Raw genomic sequence first — 16,802 nt, 5'->3', positions numbered from 1 at the left:
GCACTGGCTGTTACCGATAACCATTATCGCGATCATTTTTTGTCGAAGGGTTCATCCTTGGTGTTGGATCCCATGGCTGGCCTCCCGGGCCGACGGCGGTATCATGGCGCTTTGCGCAGAGTTCAGTCATGGCCCGCTTCCGCCCCTTGCCCATCATCGATCGCAGCCGGGATGACCTGTTCATGCGCGAGGCCCTGGTCCTGGCGGAGCAGGGCGCCGGGCAGGGCGAGGTGCCGGTCGGGGCCGTGGTGGTACTTGACGGAGAGGTCATCGGCCGCGGTTTCAATCGGCCCATCGGTGCTCACGATCCCAGCGCCCATGCCGAGATGGAGGCCATCCGCGATGCCGCCACGCGTCTGGCCAATTACCGGCTGCCCGGCGCGACGCTCTATGTGACGCTTGAACCCTGCAGCATGTGCGCCGGCCTGATCGTCCACAGTCGCATCCAGCGGCTGGTCTATGGCGCCAGCGAGCCACGCGCCGGCATGGCCCAGAGTCGCGGGCGCTTCTTCGAGCAGGACTTTCTCAATCACCGGGTCCTGGTGGAAGGCGGGGTGCTGGCCGAGGCCTGTGGCCAGGTACTGACCGAATTCTTCCGCGCGCGGCGCAATCCCGCGGCCAGCGAAGGCTAGGCCGCCAGTTCGCGCATCCGCGTGAGCACGGCGTTCAGGCCGTTGCTGCGCGATTGCGACAGCTGCCGTTCCAGTCCGAGTTCGCCCAGCCAGCCGTGGATGTCGAGGCGGCCCAGCTCTTCGCGGGTCAGGCCGTTGGCGCGCACCAGCACCACGGCGAGCAGTCCCTTGAGCACCCGGGATTCGCTGCTGGCGCGAAAGAAGTGACGATCGCCCTGGGCTTCATGGGTCAGGCGCACCCGACTCTCGCAGCCCTGCACCAGATCCTCGTCGCGTTCCTCGAGCACCGCCGGCAGGCGCTCGGCCCACTGCAGCAGCAGTCGCGAGCGGGCCTCCCAGCCCCTGGCGATGACGAAGGCGCGGCGCGCTTCCGCCGCATCGGGAAGCAGATTCATCGCAAGAGCTCCAGGGCATTGTCCAGGGCAGTGAAAAAGCGCTGCAGGTCCTCGGCGTCGTTGTACAGGCCGAGGGAGACCCGCAGCGCACTGGGGGTCTGCAGGGTCTGGAACAGTGGCATGGCGCAGTGCTGACCGGCGCGTACGGCGATGCCCTGTTCACCCAGCAGGTGCGAAAGGTCGCCGACATCGATGCCCGCGACCTGGAAGCTGGCCAGGGCGATCTGGGGTTCCCCCAGCACCCGGACGACGTCGCGGGCGGCCAACCCGGCCAGGAGCTTCAGACTGAGCGCCTGCTCGTGACCGCGGATCAGCGTCTCGTCCTGACCCTGTAGCCAGTCGACCGCGGCGCCCAGGGCGATGGCCGCGCCTATGGGCGGCGTCCCGGCTTCGAAGCCCATGGGTGCGGCATGGAAGCGGGCGTCGGTGAAGGTGGTGTGCTGCACCATCTCGCCGCCGAACTGCCACGGCTTGAGCCGCGCCAGGCCAGCGGCCTTGCCCCAGAGCACGCCGATGGCTTCGGGGGCATAGAGCTTGTGGCCGGAAAAGACATAGAAGTCGGCGTCGAAGTCGCCCGGGCGATGGCGGCCATGGACCGCGCCCTGGGCGCCGTCCACCACCAGCCAGGCCGGCGAGCGCGCCCGTACCAGGGCCGCGAGTTCCGCCAGTGGCTGCCAGGTGCCGAGCACATTGGACAACTGGCTGACCGCGACCACGCGCGTTCGTGGGCCCAGCAGCCGCTCGGCGGCTTCCAGGTCCAGATGACCGCTCGGGGTCAGGGGGATGACCCTGAGTTCAAGGCCCCGACGCCGGGCCAGTTGCTGCCAGGGCAGCAGATTGGCATGGTGCTCGAGGGCGCTGATAAGAATCTCGTCACCCGCCGCGCAGGCGTCTTCCAGCCCGTAGGCCAGCAGATTGAGGGCCTCGGTCGCGCCACGGGTCAGCACCACCTCGTGCGGCGAAGCCGCGCCCAGCCAGGCGGCGATCCGTCCGCGGGCGCCTTCGTAGGCGGCGGTGGTCCGCTCGGCGGCCCAGTGCTGGGCGCGGTGCACGTTGGCCGCACCCAGGCTGTAGCTGGCCAGCAGGGCATCCAGCACCACCTGTGGCTTCTGCGCCGTGGCGGCGCTGTCGAGGTAGGTGATGCCGTCCGCGGCGAAGGCGGTGAAAGCCGGAAACTCGGCTCTCCAGGGGGAGGGTAGCGACATGGCGACAGCTCCGGGGTAGCCCGCGCGAGGCGGGCCGCCCGGTTGTGGACTCAGTTGTGCGCGTGCAGCGCTTCGTTGAGTTCGATGGCGGTCTTGTTGGTCTTGCACTCGACCGCGCCGGTTTCCGAATTGCGGCGCAGCAGCAGGTCGCTCTGACCGGCCAGTTCGCGCGCCTTGACCACCCGGACCAGCTGGTTCTGGTCATCCAGCACCGCCACCTTGGTACCCGCGGTCACATAGAGGCCGGATTCCACGGTGCAGCGATCACCCAGCGGGATGCCGATGCCGGCGTTGGCGCCGATCAGGCAGCCTTCGCCGACGCTGATGATGATATTGCCGCCGCCCGACAGGGTGCCCATGGTGGAGCAGCCGCCGCCCAGGTCCGAGCCCTTGCCGACGAAGACGCCCGCGGAAACGCGTCCTTCGATCATGCCGGGGCCGGCGGTACCGGCGTTGAAGTTGACGAAGCCTTCGTGCATCACGGTGGTGCCTTCACCCACATAGGCACCCAGGCGCACGCGGGCGGTATCGGCGATGCGCACGCCGGCCGGCACCACGTAGTCAGTCATCTTGGGGAACTTGTCCACCGAGAAGACTTCCAGCAGCTTGCCGCGCAAACGGGCTTCCAGCTGCTCGGCCGGCAGCTCGGCCAGGTCCACGGCGCCCTGGTTGGTCCAGGCCACGTTGGGCAGCAGGGCGAAGATGCCGGTCAGGTTCAGCCCATGGGGCTTGACCAGGCGATGGGACAGCAGATGCAGCTTCAGGTAGGCCTCGGGGGTGGAGGCGGGTGCGGCGTCTTCGGCCAGCAGGGTGGCCACCAGCGGCTTGTTGCTTTCCGCCAGGCGGGTCAGCAGCGCCGACTGCACGGCATCGATGCCCTTGAGGGCTTCCGCCAGACCGCGGGCCTGGGCTGGAGCGAAGGCGATGGCCTGGTTGCCACCCTGGTACTCCAGCAGTGGCGCGACCGCCTCGACCAGCGCTGCCGGGGGATTCAGCAGAGGCTGTGCATAGAAGACTTCCAGCCAGGCGTCCTGGCGATTCTGGGTGCCGACACCGAAGGCGATACTGAAGAGGGCATTCGACATGAGACTGTTCCTTTGCAGAGGCACCGATCCGGTCGGTGCGAGATGTTCGGTAGTAGGGGCGGTGGCCGCGGGGTCAGTTCAGGGCCGCGGCATAGAGCTCGGGCTTGAAGCCCAGCAGGGTACGGTCGCCGAGATCGAGCACGGGTCGCTTGATCATCGAAGGCTGCGCCAGCATCAGGTCGATGGCCCTGGCGGTATCGAGGTCGGCCTTCTGGGCGTCGTCGAGCTTGCGGAAGGTGGTGCCGGCGCGGTTGAGCACCTTGTCCCAGCCATGTTCCGCGCACCAGGCCGCCAGCCGTTCGCGGTCGATGCCGCTCTGCTTGTAGTCATGGAAGTGATAGGCCTGGCCATGCTCGTCGAGCCATTGGCGGGCCTTCTTCATGGTGTCACAGGCCTTGATGCCGTAGAGGCTCAGGCCAATGGCCGCTGCGGGCATGGCGTTCTCCTGCGAAAGACTGCAACCGCGGATTATGCCATGACGGGCCGGAAAAGGGCCGGGCGTCGCGTCTCGAGTGACGAGGGCAGGCGCCGGAAAGCAGAAGGCCGGGGGAGTCCCCGGCCGTGGCGATCAACCGCGGCTTTTCACGCCGTAGGTTTCGTCGAGGGTGCCGGGCGTACCGTCACCCTTGGGCGCGTAGTCCCGCGGCGCTTCGGTCGGACCGTCGATGCGCTCGCGACTGGAGGGGTAACGCTGCTCGGCACTGTGCAGTGAGGCCAGCAGGTGCTGACGGGTCAGCTCGTCCTGGGCCAGGCGCTCGGCGCCTTCGGACAGGTGCGACTGCATGTCCTGGTAGGTCTGGGTGAGCTTGCGCACCAGGCCGGCGGTGGTGCTGAAGTGGCTGGTGACCTCGTGCTGGTAGTCGTCGAACTTCTTCTGCAGGTCATCCAGCTGGCGCTGCACGCGGCTCGGCGCGGCACCCGGCACCAGGCGCGCCAGCAGAAAACCTATCCCGACCCCGATCAGCAGCGCGATCAGGGGCAACAACCAGGTAGTGAGCGACTGTTCCACGAAACTTCCTCTATGAGCGGCTTTGCTTTACGGTAACGGCAGACCGGCGAGCCTGTACACTGGGTTGCGTCATCTGCCATTCGCTGGGCGTCATCATACCCCGCAGTCAGGCATCGCGCAGGATCGACCCTATCAAAATCAACTCCTTGGATGAGCACTGTTCGTCCGGGATCACGGAGTCAAGCGTGTCAGCCCGTGAACAATCCCTGCTGCTGGAGGGCCCCACGGGCACTCTGGAAGCGCTGTACCAGAGCCCGGATGCCGCCACCGGCGCGGTCCTGCTCTGTCATCCCCATCCGCTCCATGGCGGCGCCATGCAGAACAAGGTGGTCGCCACCCTGCAGCGCATCGCCCGGGACGCCGGCCAGGCCACCCTCAGATTCAACTTTCGTGGCGTCGGCGCCAGCACCGGCGTGCATGCCGGCGGCGAAGGCGAGATCGACGATGCCGCGGCCGCCGTGGCCTGGCTGCGCGAGCGCCATCCCGACCTGCCGCTGACCCTCTGCGGTTTCTCCTTCGGTTCCTGTGTCGCCGCCTGCCTGGGCGGCCGCCTGGAAGGCGAGGGCGTGGCGGTGGAACGGCTGTTCATGCTGGCGCCGCCGGTGGAGCGTTTCGCAGTCGACGGTCGCCTGCCACAGCGAGCGCGCCTCACGGTGATCCAGCCGGAAGCCGACGAGGTGGTGACCCCCGAGCGGGTCTACGCCTGGTCCGCCGCGCTCGAACAGCCGCACGAATTGCTTCGCGTCGCCGAGTGCAGCCATTTCTTCCATGGCAAACTCGTCGAACTCAAAGATCTGGTCCTGCCGCGCCTGCAGGCCTGACCCTCGTTAGCCTCTCGGATTCCCAGCGCCTCCATGACCACTCGCATTCTCACTGGCATCACCACCACCGGTACCCCGCACCTGGGCAACTATGCCGGGGCCATCCGTCCCGCCATCCGCGCCAGCCTGGCCGACGATGCCGACTCCTTCTATTTCCTCGCCGACTACCATGCCCTGATCAAGTGCGACGACCCCGCGCGCATCCAGCGTTCGCGCCTAGAGATCGCCGCCACCTGGCTGGCCAGCGGCCTGGATCCGGAGCGGGTGACCTTCTATCGCCAGTCCGACATCCCCGAGATCCCCGAGCTGACCTGGCTGCTCACCTGCGTCGCCGGCAAGGGCCTGCTCAATCGTGCCCATGCCTACAAGGCCGCGGTCGACCGCAACCTGGAGCAGGGCGAAGACCCCGACGCGGGCGTGACCATGGGCCTCTACAGCTACCCGGTGCTGATGGCCGCGGACATCCTCATGTTCAATGCCCTGCGCGTGCCGGTCGGGCGCGACCAGATCCAGCACGTGGAGATGGCCCGCGACATCGGTCAGCGCTTCAACCACCTGTTCGGCAACGGGCGCGACTACTTCGCCCTGCCCGAGGCGGTCATCGAGGAAAGCGTCTCCACCTTGCCCGGTCTCGACGGCCGCAAGATGTCGAAGAGCTACGACAACACCATCCCGCTGTTCGGCAGCGCCAAGCAGCTCAAGGACGCCATCGCCCGCATCGTCACCGACTCGCGGCTGCCCGGCGAGCCCAAGGATCCTGACAGCGCCCATCTTTTCACCCTCTACCAGGCCTTCGCCACCCCCGAGCAGAGCGCGGCCTTCCGCGCGGCCCTGCAGGATGGCCTGGCCTGGGGCGAAGCCAAGGGTCAGCTGTTCGAGGTACTGGATGCCGAGCTGGGCGAAGCCCGCGAGCGCTATGCGGCGCTGATCGCCCGTCCCGACGATCTGGAAGACATCCTGCTGGCCGGCGCCGCCAAGGCCCGCCGCTATGCCACGCCTTTCCTCGGCGAGCTGCGTGAAGCCGTGGGCCTGCGTTCGCTTAAGACCCAGGTCGCCGCGGGCGGCACCAAGAAGAAGGCCAGCAAGACCGCCCGCTTCGTCAGCTTCCGTGAAGGCGATAACTTCCGGTTCCGCCTGCTCGACGCCGACGGCACCGAACTGGCGTTGTCGCTTCCCTTCGCCGAAGCCAAGACCGCCGGCATCACCAGCAAGCAGCTGGTCACGGCGCCGGCTACCGTCGTGGCGGTTGAGGGCAACGGCTTCCAGCTGCTGCTGGGCGATCAGGTGGTAGCCGAGGGCGTCGCCAGCGATTCCCCCGCCGCGCGCGATGCGCTGATCGAACGCACTCGGACCGCGCTCGCACAGCTGGCCGAGTCCTAAAGGGCACCCGCGGTCCCTGGCGTTGTCAACGCCAGGGACCGCCAGTACAGTGACCACCCTTTTTTCCCACCCGACCAGAAGCCGCCATGACCCCCCTCGAGCGTTACCAGGCCGACCTCAAGCGCCCGGAGTTTTTCTACGATGCTGCCCAGGAAGAGGCCGTTCGCCATCTGCAGCGCCTCTATGACGAATTGCTCGTCGAGCCTGCCGCCAAGGGTGGCCTGTTCGGCAAGCTGCTCGGGCGCAAGACGGTCACGCCGATCAAGGGGCTGTATTTCTGGGGTGGGGTAGGGCGTGGCAAGACCTATCTGGTCGATACCTTCTATGACGCCCTGCCGTTCAAGCAGAAGATGCGCACCCACTTCCACCGCTTCATGAAGCGTGTCCACGAAGAGCTGCGCACCCTCAAGGGCGAGAAGAATCCCCTGACCATCATCGCCCGGCGCTTCGCCGACGAGGCGCGGGTGATCTGCTTCGACGAATTCTTCGTTTCCGACATCACCGACGCCATGATCCTGGCGACCCTGCTCGAAGAGCTGTTCAAGAACGGCGTAAGTCTGGTCGCCACCTCGAACATCGTGCCCGACGGCCTCTACAAGGACGGCCTGCAGCGCGCGCGCTTCCTGCCGGCCATCGCGCTGCTCAAGGAGCATACCGAGATCGTCAACGTCGACAGCGGCGTGGACTATCGCCTGCGCGCCCTGGAGCAGGCCCAGCTGTTTCACTATCCGCTGAGCGACGAGGTCGAGGCGGCGATGGCCAAGAGCTTCCGTTCGCTCACCGTCGAGTGCAACGACCTCTGCGAAGACGTGCCGCTGATGATCGAGAATCGCGAGATCCGCGCCCGCCGCACCTGCGAAGACGTCGCCTGGTTCGATTTCCGCGCCCTTTGCGACGGTCCGCGCAGCCAGAACGACTACATCGAGCTGGGCAAGATCTTCCAGACGGTGCTGGTCAGCAATGTCGAGCAGATGGATGCGCTCAAGGACGACATGGCGCGCCGCTTCATCAACCTGGTCGATGAATTCTACGATCGCCAGGTCAAACTGATCCTATCCGCTGAGGTCGAGCTCAAGGACCTCTATTCCGGTGGCCGCCTGGAGTTCGAATTCCAGCGCACCCTCAGTCGCCTGCTGGAAATGCAGTCCCACGAATACCTGGCGCGTCCGCACAAGCCGTGAATCCTGCCTGGGTTGAGGGATCAACCCCTTGACCCAGGTTTTCGGGAGGTACGCGTGAATTCCGATCCCTTCGCCGATTGGGATGGCTCGCCTACCCAGGCGCGCATCCTGCAAAAGCAACTCGCCAGGCAGGTCCTGCTGCACGACGACTTCGGCTCGCCGCGGCGTTACGCCGGTGTCGATGTAGGTTTCGAAGAGGGCGGCGAGATCACCCGTGCGGTGGCCGTCCTGCTGGATGCCGAGACCCTCCAGCCGCTGGCCCATGCCGTCGCGCGCATCCCCACGGTGATGCCCTATGTCCCGGGACTGCTGTCCTTTCGGGAGCTCCCTGCACTGCTCCAGGCACTGGCGGAATTGCCGGAGACTCCCGATCTGGTGTTCTGCGATGGCCACGGCATCGCCCATCCCCGCCGGCTGGGTATCGCCGCTCATCTGGGTGTGGTCACCGGTCTGCCGACGATCGGTGTGGCCAAGAAAATCCTTACCGGCCACTACGACGAACTCGCCGAGACGCGCGGCAGCCAGGTCGACTTGCTGGATCGCGAGGGTGGGGTGATAGGTACGATGCTGCGCAGCAAGGATCGGGTCAGGCCGCTGATCGTGTCGCCCGGGCACCGGGTCGCTCTGGCCACTGCACCCGCGCTGGTCATGGCCTGCGTAAGGCGTCACCGCCTGCCGGAACCCACGCGACTGGCAGACCACCTGGCCTCGCGCCGTCGGGGCTCGGCGGCTACCCAGGCGCTATTTTCCTTCTGATTCTCTGCTTGCTTTTTTACCCTGAGCGGGTATCATGCCGCAGCTTTCTTGGCGGGGGATGCCTAAGCCTGCCGAGATCGCCGTAGCGGACGCCGACCCGAGCCCCCGAAGAGCGTCTGTTTCCGGCTGCCCCCGACTTGTCTGGGGTTGCACTGTTGTGTAGAATTTGCCGTCTTTTTACCAGGGCGGCCTCTGAGGCCATAGAGAATGAAAACTTTCACCGCAAAACCGGAAACCGTTAAGCGCGACTGGTACGTCGTCGACGCTGCTGGCCAGACTCTGGGTCGTCTGGCTACTGAAATTGCCACTCGCCTGCGTGGCAAGCACAAGCCCGAATACACCCCTCACGTTGACACCGGCGACTACATCGTCGTCATCAACGCCGAGCAGGTTCGTGTGACCGGTGCCAAGACTACCGACAAGATGTACTACCATCACTCCGGTTTCCCGGGTGGCATCAAGTCGATCAACTTCGAAAAGCTGATCGCCCGTGCTCCCGAGCGCGTCATCGAGACCGCCGTCAAGGGTATGCTGCCGAAGAACCCGCTGGGCCGCGACATGTATCGCAAGCTCAAGGTGTACAAGGGTGCGAACCATCCGCACACCGCTCAGCAGCCCCAAGAACTCAAGTTTTAATCGGGATAGTACAACATGTCGGCAACTCAAAATTACGGTACCGGCCGTCGTAAGACTGCCACCGCTCGTGTCTTCCTCCGTCCGGGCACTGGCAAGATCTCCATCAACGATCGCGCTCTGGACGCCTTCTTCGGCCGCGAAACCGCGCGCATGGTCGTGCGTCAGCCCCTCGAGCTGACCGAGACCCTGGAGAAGTTCGACATCTACGTTACCGTCGCTGGCGGTGGTGTGAGCGGTCAGGCCGGTGCTATCCGTCACGGCATCACCCGCGCTCTGATCGAGTACGACGAAGGCTACCGCAGCTCCCTGCGCAAAGCCGGTTACGTCACTCGTGACGCCCGTGAAGTCGAGCGTAAGAAAGTCGGTCTGCGCAAAGCGCGTAAGCGTCCGCAGTACTCCAAGCGTTAATCCTTCGGGATGCGCTCGAAAAACCCAGCCGATGGCTGGGTTTTTTTATGCTCGGTATTTTTCCCGCATGGGCGCTGGAGCTTTTGGCGTGCGGGCTATTTCACCAGCGTTGGGCTTCGCTGCGCTCAGCGCCAACCTACCCAGTCTGTCGAGTTGCCGTAGGTTGGGTTGAGGCGGCTCCATCGCCGAAGCCCAACAGTCCAGCTACCGCGCTAACGTTGGGCTTCGCTGCGCTCAGCGCCAACCTACCGGCTATGCCGGGGCGCCGTAGGTTGGGTTGAGGTGGCTCCATCGCCGAAGCCCAACAACCTGGCCATCCCGCCAGCGTTGGGCTTCGCTGCGCTCAGCGCCAACCTACCCGGTCTGTCGAGTTGCCGTAGGTTAGGTTGAGGCGGCTCCACCGCCGAAGCCCAACAGCCTGGTCATCCCACTCAATGTCGAGCTTCGCTAAGCTCAGCGTCACTCTGTCTGCCATGTCGAAGGGCCCTATGGTGGGCTGAGGCAGCTCCCATTCGGAGCCCGGTACCCAGGGCCTGTTACTTTGTCTCTGGCTCGGCATTAGCCCCTGCAAGGCTTCTATAGCCTTGCCTGGACCGGGGCGAAGACGTACTCGAGCGTGTACCGGCGCCTGTACGGATTCCAGGCATAAAAAAAGGGGCGCCTAGGCGCCCCTTTTCATGGGTGGCTGAGATCAGCCGGGATGATTTTCCCGGGAGTCTTTGAGCTTGCGATCAAGTTCGGCCTGAGTGGCTTCGTCCTCTTTCACGGCACCGGCCTTGGGTGCTTCGTCAGTGACACTGTCCTGACCGGTCAGGGCGGCACTGGCCGCTTCTTCCTGGGCAGGGCTGGGTACGACCTCGACGGGCTCTTCCATCACGATCGGCGCCGACTCGGCCTCGGCTGCGGGCAGCTCTTCGGTCGCCTGGACGGGCTGGACCTCGGGCGCCTGCTGCGGCTCCACGGTGCCTACCGCTGCGGTAGCGAAGGTTTCCTCGGTTTCGGCGATGGCGCCCAGGGCGGGTGCCTCGGCCTGCTGCTCGGGCTGGCTGGCGCGAGCGGCTTCAGCTTCACGAGCCATGCGCTCACGGCGACGACGCTCGCGCGGGTCGTTGGAGGCGCGGCCTGCGGCCGACTCTGCAGTTTCGGCTTCGACCGGTGCGGCAGGAATGGCGGCAGGGGTCGCGACCGGGGCGATCTGCTCGGCGGCAGGTGCGGCAATTTCCACTTCCTGGTGCGGCGCACGCTCGTCCTGCAGCTGGCTCACGTCGGGCGTGAGGATCTCCGGCTGGGCCGGCGCTTCGGCGGCAGGCTGCTCCACGGCGGTTTCCCGGGTGGCTTCAGCGGCAGGGGTGTCGGCAGCAACCACCGGCTCCTGCTGGTGAACGTCACGCGCCTCTTCCTGGGTGGCGACGGCAGTCACGCTCTCGCTCACCACGACAGCGGTACCCAGAGCCATGGCGGCAGGCGCTAAAGCGGCATCGGTACCCGGCTCTTCGTCTTCGATGAAGTTGCCATTGGCATCGCGCTGACGCTCACGACGGTTGCTGCGGCGACGCTGACCGCGGGAACGGCGACGCGGACGCTCTTCACCTTCTTCCAGCTCGTCATTGCCTTCCAGCACTTCTTCTTCGTTCAGCTCTTCGGCACTGGCCGCTTCCTGACGCTCTTCGCGAGCCTTGCGCTCCTCGCGAGGCTGACGCTCTTCACGTGGCTTGCGTTCCTCGCGAGGCTGACGCTCCTCACGCGGCTGGCGCTCTTCGCGAGCCGGACGCTCTTCGGCACTCACGCGCTCTTCGCGCGGCTGGCGCTCTTCGCGGGGTTGACGCTCTTCACGCGGCTGACGCTCTTCGCGAGAGGCGCGCTCCTCGCGGGGCTGACGCTCTTCGCGAGCCGGGCGGTCTTCGCGCGGCTGGCGTTCTTCACGCGGTTGACGCTCTTCGCGAGAGGCGCGCTCTTCGCGGGGCTGGCGCTCCTCGCGAGCCGGGCGGTCTTCACGGGCCTGACGCTCTTCGCGGGGCTGACGCTCTTCCCGCGGCTTGCGCTCTTCGCGGGCCGGGCGCTCGCTGCGCTCGCCACGATCGGCGCGGGGCTGACGCTCTTCGCGCGGCTTGCGCTCGTCGTCACGACGACCTTCGCGGCGGCGATTCTGCTGACGGCCGTTGCGGCGCTCGTCCTGGCTGCGCTGCTCGTCGCTACTCTTGGCGGCGACCGGTGCGGCAACGGCCTTGTCGGCCATGGGCTGCTCTTCGGTCTTGCCGGCGAACAGGCTGACCAGGGACTTGACCAGGCCCTTGAACAGATTGGGCTCGGCAGTGGCCTTGGCTGCGGGGGCGACGGGCGCCACGACCTCGGCGGTGACCGGGGTGGGGGCCGGTGCGCGCTCGGGCGCAACCTTCACCGCCGCTTCCTGGCGCACCAGGGTGCGGGTGGAGCTGACCGGCTGCACCTCTTCGGCTTCGGTGTTGGCCATCTCGTAGCTGGACTGGCTGTTCAGCAGCTCGGGATTGTCGTCACGCAGACGCTGCACTTCGAAGTGCGGGGTCTCGATGTGATCGTCCGGCAGGATGATGATGCGCACGCGGGTGCGCAGCTCGATCTTGGTGATGCTGTTGCGCTTCTCGTTGAGCAGGAAGGACGCGACCTGGATGGGTACGTGGGCACGAACCTCGGCGGTGCGATCCTTGAGGGCTTCTTCCTCGATCAGGCGCAGGATGGCCAGCGACAGGGATTCCACGTCGCGGATGATGCCCTGGCCGTTGCAACGGGGGCAGACGATGCCGCTGGTTTCGCGCAGGGAAGGGCGCAGGCGCTGACGGGACATTTCCAGCAGGCCGAAGCGGGAGATGCGACCGATCTGCACGCGGGCGCGGTCGGCTTCCAGGGCTTCGCGGACGCGATCTTCCACGGCGCGCTGGTTCTTGACCGGGGTCATGTCGATGAAGTCGATGACGATCAGGCCGCCGATGTCGCGCAGGCGCAGCTGGCGGGCGATTTCCTCAGCCGCTTCCAGGTTGGTCTGCAGGGCGGTTTCTTCGATGTCGCCACCCTTGGTGGCGCGCGCCGAGTTGATGTCGATGGACACCAGGGCTTCGGTGGGGTCGATGACGATGGAGCCGCCCGAGGGCAGCTTCACTTCACGCTGGAAGGCGGTCTCGATCTGGCTTTCGATCTGGAAGCGATTGAACAGCGGGACGCTGTCCTGATACAGCTTGATCTTGCTGGCGTACTGCGGCATCACCTGGCGGATGAAGCTCAGGGCTTCTTCCTGGGCCTCGACGCTGTCGACCAGCACCTCGCCGATGTCCTGGCGCAGGTAGTCGCGGATGGCGCGAATGATGACGTTGCTTTCCTGATAGATCAGGAAGGGGCCCTTGCGCTCGCCCGAGGCTTCGTTAATGGCGGACCAGAGTTGCAGCAGGTAGTCGAGGTCCCACTGCAGTTCTTCGGTGCTGCGGCCGAGACCGGCGGTGCGCACGATCAGACCCATGTCACCCGGGGCGTTCAGGCCGTTCAGGGCTTCGCGCAGTTCGTTGCGCTCTTCACCCTCGATGCGACGCGAGATGCCGCCCGCGCGGGGATTGTTGGGCATCAGCACCAGGTAGCGACCGGCGAGGCTGATGAAGGTGGTCAGGGCGGCGCCCTTGTTGCCGCGCTCTTCCTTTTCGACCTGGACGACTACTTCCTGGCCTTCGGAGAGCACTTCCTTGATGTTGACGCGGCCTTCCGGGTTCTTCTTGAAGTATTCCCGGGAGATTTCCTTCAGCGGGAGGAAGCCGTGGCGGTCAGCGCCGAAGTCGACGAAGGCGGCTTCCAGGCTGGGCTCGATGCGGGTGATGCGGCCTTTGTAGATGTTGGCCTTTTTCTGTTCGCGGGCTCCGGACTCGATGTCCAGATCGAACAGACGTTGACCGTCGACCAGGGCAACCCGCAATTCCTCGGGCTGGGTCGCGTTGATGAGCATTCTTTTCATGTAATACCACTACGTTCCAGGCTCTCGGCCCGCGTGGTAGCAACAGGATTCAGGAGAAGGGTGCACGGGGTCGTATCGAAGCCGGTCCAAGCCGGCCTTCGTGTCCAGCAGCAGGCCCGGGGGCGTGCCGCGACTACGTCTCCTGCAGGCGCTTGAGCGACTGCCGTTGCAGCTCCACAAGAGGAGGAATCAACCAGGCATGGTGCGGGCGTGACAGCCGAAAGGCTCAGGCAGCCGGGTCGTCGCGGGATTCGTGTCAGGTGTCGCGGTTGGAGCATCGGCCGTTGGCCTTGAGGCTTCCACCTGCGATCGTCACCTTGGCCGAAGCTGGGCGCGAAGCGGGCTGCAGGCGTACTGTCAGGCTACGCGATACGCTGGTTGTGCATCTCCATCCTGCACACAATCTTCAGGAATCTGGTGCCGCCCGCAAGGTCCGGAGCGGTTGTCGTTTTACAGCTGACACCCTGGGTGCCGCTGCCTTGGTTACCAGGCGGATCGCAGCTCGCCACTCACCCCCTTGGGCAGAGTCGGCGGTCTGCTGGACGGCCAGACGTCCAGTGACTATTGCATTTGCAGCCTATTATTCGCGGGCGGAATCTACGGCCTCGCGAGCGGTGCCATCCAGACAGGACTGATAACCGCCTCCGGACTATAGCAGCAAGCTTTAAGTGCTTCAAATAAGGGAAAATTGCTATCATCTGCCGATGACTAAGCCTCCTTCTCCCAGCACCGGCGTTCAACTGCTCGATGTGCCCGCCGACTATGCCGGCCAGCGTATCGACAACTTCCTGCGTACCCAGCTCAAGGGTGCGCCCAAGACCCTCATCTATCGCATCCTGCGCAAGGGCGAAGTACGGGTGAACAAGGGGCGCATCAAGCCCGACTATCGCCTGCAGGCCGGCGACCAGATCCGCGTACCGCCACTGCGCCTGTCCGAGCCCGACGAGCCGGCGCCCCTGGCCAAGGGCCTGCTTGAGCGCCTGGAGGATTCCATCGTCCACGAGGACAAGACCCTCATCGTCATCAACAAGCCGGCCGGCATCGCCGTGCACGGTGGCAGTGGCCTGTCCGGCGGGGTCATCGAGGTCTTTCGCCAGCTGCGTCCCGACGCCCGCGACATCGAGCTGGTCCATCGTCTCGATCGGGATACCTCGGGCCTGCTGATGATCGCCAAGAAGCGCAGCATGCTGCGCTTCCTGCACGAAGCCTTGCGCGGCGACGGCGTGGACAAGCGTTATCACGCCCTGGTGCGCGGCCATTGGCCGGCGGCCAAGAAGAAGATCAGCGCGCCACTGCTGAAGAACACCCTCAGGTCCGGCGAGCGCATGGTCGAGGTCAACGACGAGGGCAAGGAGGCACTCACGGAATTCCGGGTGCTGCGGCGCTATGGCGAATTCGCCACCCTGGTCGAGGCGCGGCCGGTGACGGGGCGGACCCATCAGATCCGCGTCCACGCGCGCCATGCGGGGCACGCCATCGCCGGCGATCCCAAGTACGGCGACGAAGCCTTTTCCCAGGAGATCCGCGAGCTCGGTGGCAAGCGACTGTTCCTGCACTCCGCGAGTCTGGTGATCCCCTTGCCCGAAGGCGGTGAGCTGCGCCTGGAAGCGCCGGTCGACAGCACCTGGAGTCAGACGCTGGAGCGTCTGGATGCCTGACTACCAGCTGCTGATCTTCGACTGGGACGGCACCCTGGCGGATTCCATCGGCCGGATCGTCGAGGTCATGCACGTGGCGGCCGAGCAGTTGGGGTTGCCGCCGCGCAGCGACGTGGCCATCAAGGGCATCATCGGCCTGGAGCTGGTCGCGGCGATCCAGACCCTCTATCCGCAGCTGGTGACCCCGGCGCAGATCGAGGGCTTTCGCGATGCCTACAGCGCCGAATTCGTCCGTCGCGAGCAGGCGGCCTCGCCGCTGTTTCCCGATGTGCTGAGCGGGCTGCAGCGTTTTCGCGCCCAGGGTTATCAGCTGGCCGTGGCGACGGGCAAGAGCCGTCGCGGCCTGGCCCGTTCGCTGCAGCAGCATGGCCTGAGCGATTTCTTCGACATCACCCGCTGCGCCGACGAGGCCGCCGGCAAGCCCGATCCGCAGATGGTGCAGGAAATTCTCGCCCACTGCGGCGTGGCGCCGGAGCGTGCCCTGCTGATTGGGGATGCCGTCTTCGACCTGGAAATGGCGCGACGTGCCGGGGTCGCGGCGATCGGGGTCGCCTATGGCGCCCAGCCGGCCGAGGTCCTCAGGGATTTCGGGCCGCGCCTGGTGATCGAAGCTTTCGCGGACCTGGCGCTATGGCTGGGTGACAATGTTGTGTGCAGGAGTGATAGCGGGCATGGCTGACGAGTGGAAGGAAGACAGCGGACGTACGCGTCCGGCGGACGACAAGACCTGGGCCCTGATCGAGAAGACCATGCTCGCCAGCGTGCGCGAGCAAAGGCGAGCGCGGCGCTGGGGCATCTTTTTCAAGCTGCTGACCTTCGCCTATCTGATTGTCATGCTGGTGCTGTTCACGCCCCTGCTGTCGCTGGGCAAGAAGGGCGGGGTGACCGAGTCCGGCGCCCATACCGCGCTCATCGAACTCAAGGGCGTGATCGCCGACGACGAGAAGGCCAGTGCCGACAATGTCGTGACGGCGCTGCGCAAGGCCTTTGACGACAGCAACACCCGCGGTGTGGTGCTGCGTATAAACAGCCCCGGCGGCAGTCCGGTGCAATCCGGCTACATCTATGACGAGATCAAGCGCCTGCGCGGCCTGCATCCGGACATCAAGCTGTACGCGGTAATCACCGACCTGGGTGCCTCGGGCGCCTACTATGTGGCCAGTGCCGCCGATGCCATCTATGCCGACAAGGCCAGTCTGGTCGGCTCCATCGGCGTGACCGCGGCTTCCTTCGGGTTCGTCGGCACCATGGAAAAGCTGGGCGTGGAACGCCGCGTCTATACCTCCGGCGAACACAAGGCCTTCCTGGATCCCTTCCAGCCGCAGAAGCCCGAGGAAACCCGCTTCTGGCAGCAGGTGCTGGATACCACCCATCAGCAGTTCATCGACAGCGTCAAGAAAGGCCGCGGCGATCGACTCAAGGTCGAGGGTCATCCCGAGTTGTTCTCGGGACTGGTCTGGTCCGGCGAGCAGGCGCTTTCCCTGGGGCTGATCGATGGCCTCGGCAGCACCAGCTATGTGGCACGGGATGTGGTCAAGGAGGAGCGCCTGGTGGACTTTACCCAGGAGGACTCGCCCTTTGATCGCTTCGCCAAGCGGCTAGGTGCCAGCGTCGCCGAGCGTCTGGCCCTCTATATGGGCTGGCAGGGTCCGGTGCTGCGTTAGCT

16 protein-coding genes are annotated in these 16,802 nt (G+C 65.6%); 10 read left to right on the top strand and 6 right to left on the bottom strand.

Annotation, left to right across the window (positions count from 1 at the left end; translation table 11 throughout):
• Positions 1–128 precede the first annotated feature (128 nt).
• Positions 129–632 (top strand): tRNA adenosine(34) deaminase TadA, encoded by a 504-nt coding sequence (gene tadA, locus GSQ95_RS05105; protein WP_133862666.1) that lies wholly within the window; start codon positions 129–131, stop codon positions 630–632.
• Here the strand turns inward: tadA and GSQ95_RS05100 are convergent.
• The 5 genes from GSQ95_RS05100 to GSQ95_RS05080 all read right to left on the bottom strand — a co-directional run bounded on the left by GSQ95_RS05100 (position 629) and on the right by GSQ95_RS05080 (position 4,326).
• On the bottom strand, positions 629–1,027 hold the full coding sequence (locus tag GSQ95_RS05100) for a SufE family protein (protein ID WP_158892587.1): 399 nt from the start codon (positions 1,025–1,027) through the stop codon (positions 629–631). The two genes, tadA and GSQ95_RS05100, sit on opposite strands and share 4 nt — an antisense overlap.
• Positions 1,024–2,232 carry an aminotransferase class V-fold PLP-dependent enzyme gene (locus tag GSQ95_RS05095; protein ID WP_158892589.1) on the bottom strand — a complete coding sequence of 403 codons (1,209 nt, stop codon included), beginning with the start codon at positions 2,230–2,232 and terminating at the stop codon, positions 1,024–1,026. The genes GSQ95_RS05100 and GSQ95_RS05095 overlap by 4 nt, the downstream gene beginning before the upstream one ends.
• A 50-nt stretch (positions 2,233–2,282) precedes the next feature.
• A complete protein-coding gene (gene dapD / locus GSQ95_RS05090) occupies positions 2,283–3,317 on the bottom strand; it encodes a 2,3,4,5-tetrahydropyridine-2,6-dicarboxylate N-succinyltransferase (RefSeq protein WP_158892591.1) in 1,035 nt (344 codons plus the stop codon).
• Positions 3,318–3,390: 73 nt separating this feature from the next.
• Positions 3,391–3,753 (bottom strand): ArsC family reductase, encoded by a 363-nt coding sequence (locus GSQ95_RS05085; protein WP_158892593.1) that lies wholly within the window; start codon positions 3,751–3,753, stop codon positions 3,391–3,393.
• A 132-nt stretch (positions 3,754–3,885) separates the two neighbouring features.
• Positions 3,886–4,326, bottom strand: a complete 441-nt coding sequence (locus GSQ95_RS05080) for a YhcB family protein (protein WP_064307427.1) — start codon at positions 4,324–4,326, stop codon at positions 3,886–3,888.
• Positions 4,327–4,511: 185 nt separating this feature from the next.
• On the opposite strand from GSQ95_RS05080, the gene GSQ95_RS05075 reads away from it, so the two are divergent.
• The 6 genes from GSQ95_RS05075 (at position 4,512) to rpsI (ending at position 9,508) form a co-directional block, all read left to right on the top strand.
• On the top strand, positions 4,512–5,147 hold the full coding sequence (locus tag GSQ95_RS05075) for an alpha/beta hydrolase (protein WP_158892595.1): 636 nt from the start codon (positions 4,512–4,514) through the stop codon (positions 5,145–5,147).
• Positions 5,148–5,180: 33 nt separating this feature from the next.
• Positions 5,181–6,527 (top strand): tryptophan--tRNA ligase, encoded by a 1,347-nt coding sequence (locus tag GSQ95_RS05070; protein WP_158892597.1) that lies wholly within the window; start codon positions 5,181–5,183, stop codon positions 6,525–6,527.
• Between the two features lie 86 nt (positions 6,528–6,613).
• Positions 6,614–7,708, top strand: a complete 1,095-nt coding sequence (zapE, locus tag GSQ95_RS05065; RefSeq protein WP_158892599.1) for a cell division protein ZapE — start codon at positions 6,614–6,616, stop codon at positions 7,706–7,708.
• A gap of 54 nt (positions 7,709–7,762) precedes the next feature.
• Positions 7,763–8,464 (top strand): deoxyribonuclease V, encoded by a 702-nt coding sequence (nfi, locus tag GSQ95_RS05060; protein ID WP_158892601.1) that lies wholly within the window; start codon positions 7,763–7,765, stop codon positions 8,462–8,464.
• Between the two features lie 207 nt (positions 8,465–8,671).
• On the top strand, positions 8,672–9,100 hold the full coding sequence (rplM, locus tag GSQ95_RS05055) for a 50S ribosomal protein L13 (protein WP_007160609.1): 429 nt from the start codon (positions 8,672–8,674) through the stop codon (positions 9,098–9,100).
• A gap of 15 nt (positions 9,101–9,115) precedes the next feature.
• Entirely contained in the window at positions 9,116–9,508 is a 393-nt protein-coding gene (rpsI, locus tag GSQ95_RS05050) for a 30S ribosomal protein S9 (RefSeq protein WP_158892603.1), read from the top strand.
• A gap of 691 nt (positions 9,509–10,199) precedes the next feature.
• Here the strand turns inward: rpsI and rne are convergent.
• The gene (rne, locus tag GSQ95_RS05045; protein WP_256664480.1) at positions 10,200–13,478 is read right to left on the bottom strand and encodes a ribonuclease E; all 3,279 of its coding nucleotides are present in this window, start codon (positions 13,476–13,478) and stop codon (positions 10,200–10,202) included.
• 704 nt (positions 13,479–14,182) lie between these two features.
• Between rne and rluC the strand changes: the two genes are divergently transcribed.
• From rluC to sppA, 3 genes are read left to right on the top strand one after another with little or no spacing between them, the layout of a single operon-like run.
• A complete protein-coding gene (gene rluC, locus GSQ95_RS05040; protein ID WP_133862675.1) occupies positions 14,183–15,136 on the top strand; it encodes a 23S rRNA pseudouridine(955/2504/2580) synthase RluC in 954 nt (317 codons plus the stop codon).
• The gene (locus GSQ95_RS05035) at positions 15,129–15,815 is read left to right on the top strand and encodes an HAD-IA family hydrolase (RefSeq protein WP_158892605.1); all 687 of its coding nucleotides are present in this window, start codon (positions 15,129–15,131) and stop codon (positions 15,813–15,815) included. The genes rluC and GSQ95_RS05035 overlap by 8 nt, the downstream gene beginning before the upstream one ends.
• The gene (sppA, locus tag GSQ95_RS05030) at positions 15,808–16,800 is read left to right on the top strand and encodes a signal peptide peptidase SppA (protein WP_158892607.1); all 993 of its coding nucleotides are present in this window, start codon (positions 15,808–15,810) and stop codon (positions 16,798–16,800) included. The genes GSQ95_RS05035 and sppA overlap by 8 nt, the downstream gene beginning before the upstream one ends.
• The last annotated feature ends 2 nt before the right edge of the window (positions 16,801–16,802 follow it).

The organism is Pseudomonas sp. BAV 4579, from assembly GCF_009765395.1.
In the GTDB taxonomy this organism is placed as follows: domain Bacteria; phylum Pseudomonadota; class Gammaproteobacteria; order Pseudomonadales; family Pseudomonadaceae; genus Chryseomonas; species Chryseomonas aestiva.
The sequence above is the reverse complement of the archived record's forward strand: the minus strand, read 5'-3'. Positions and strand labels throughout refer to the sequence as shown.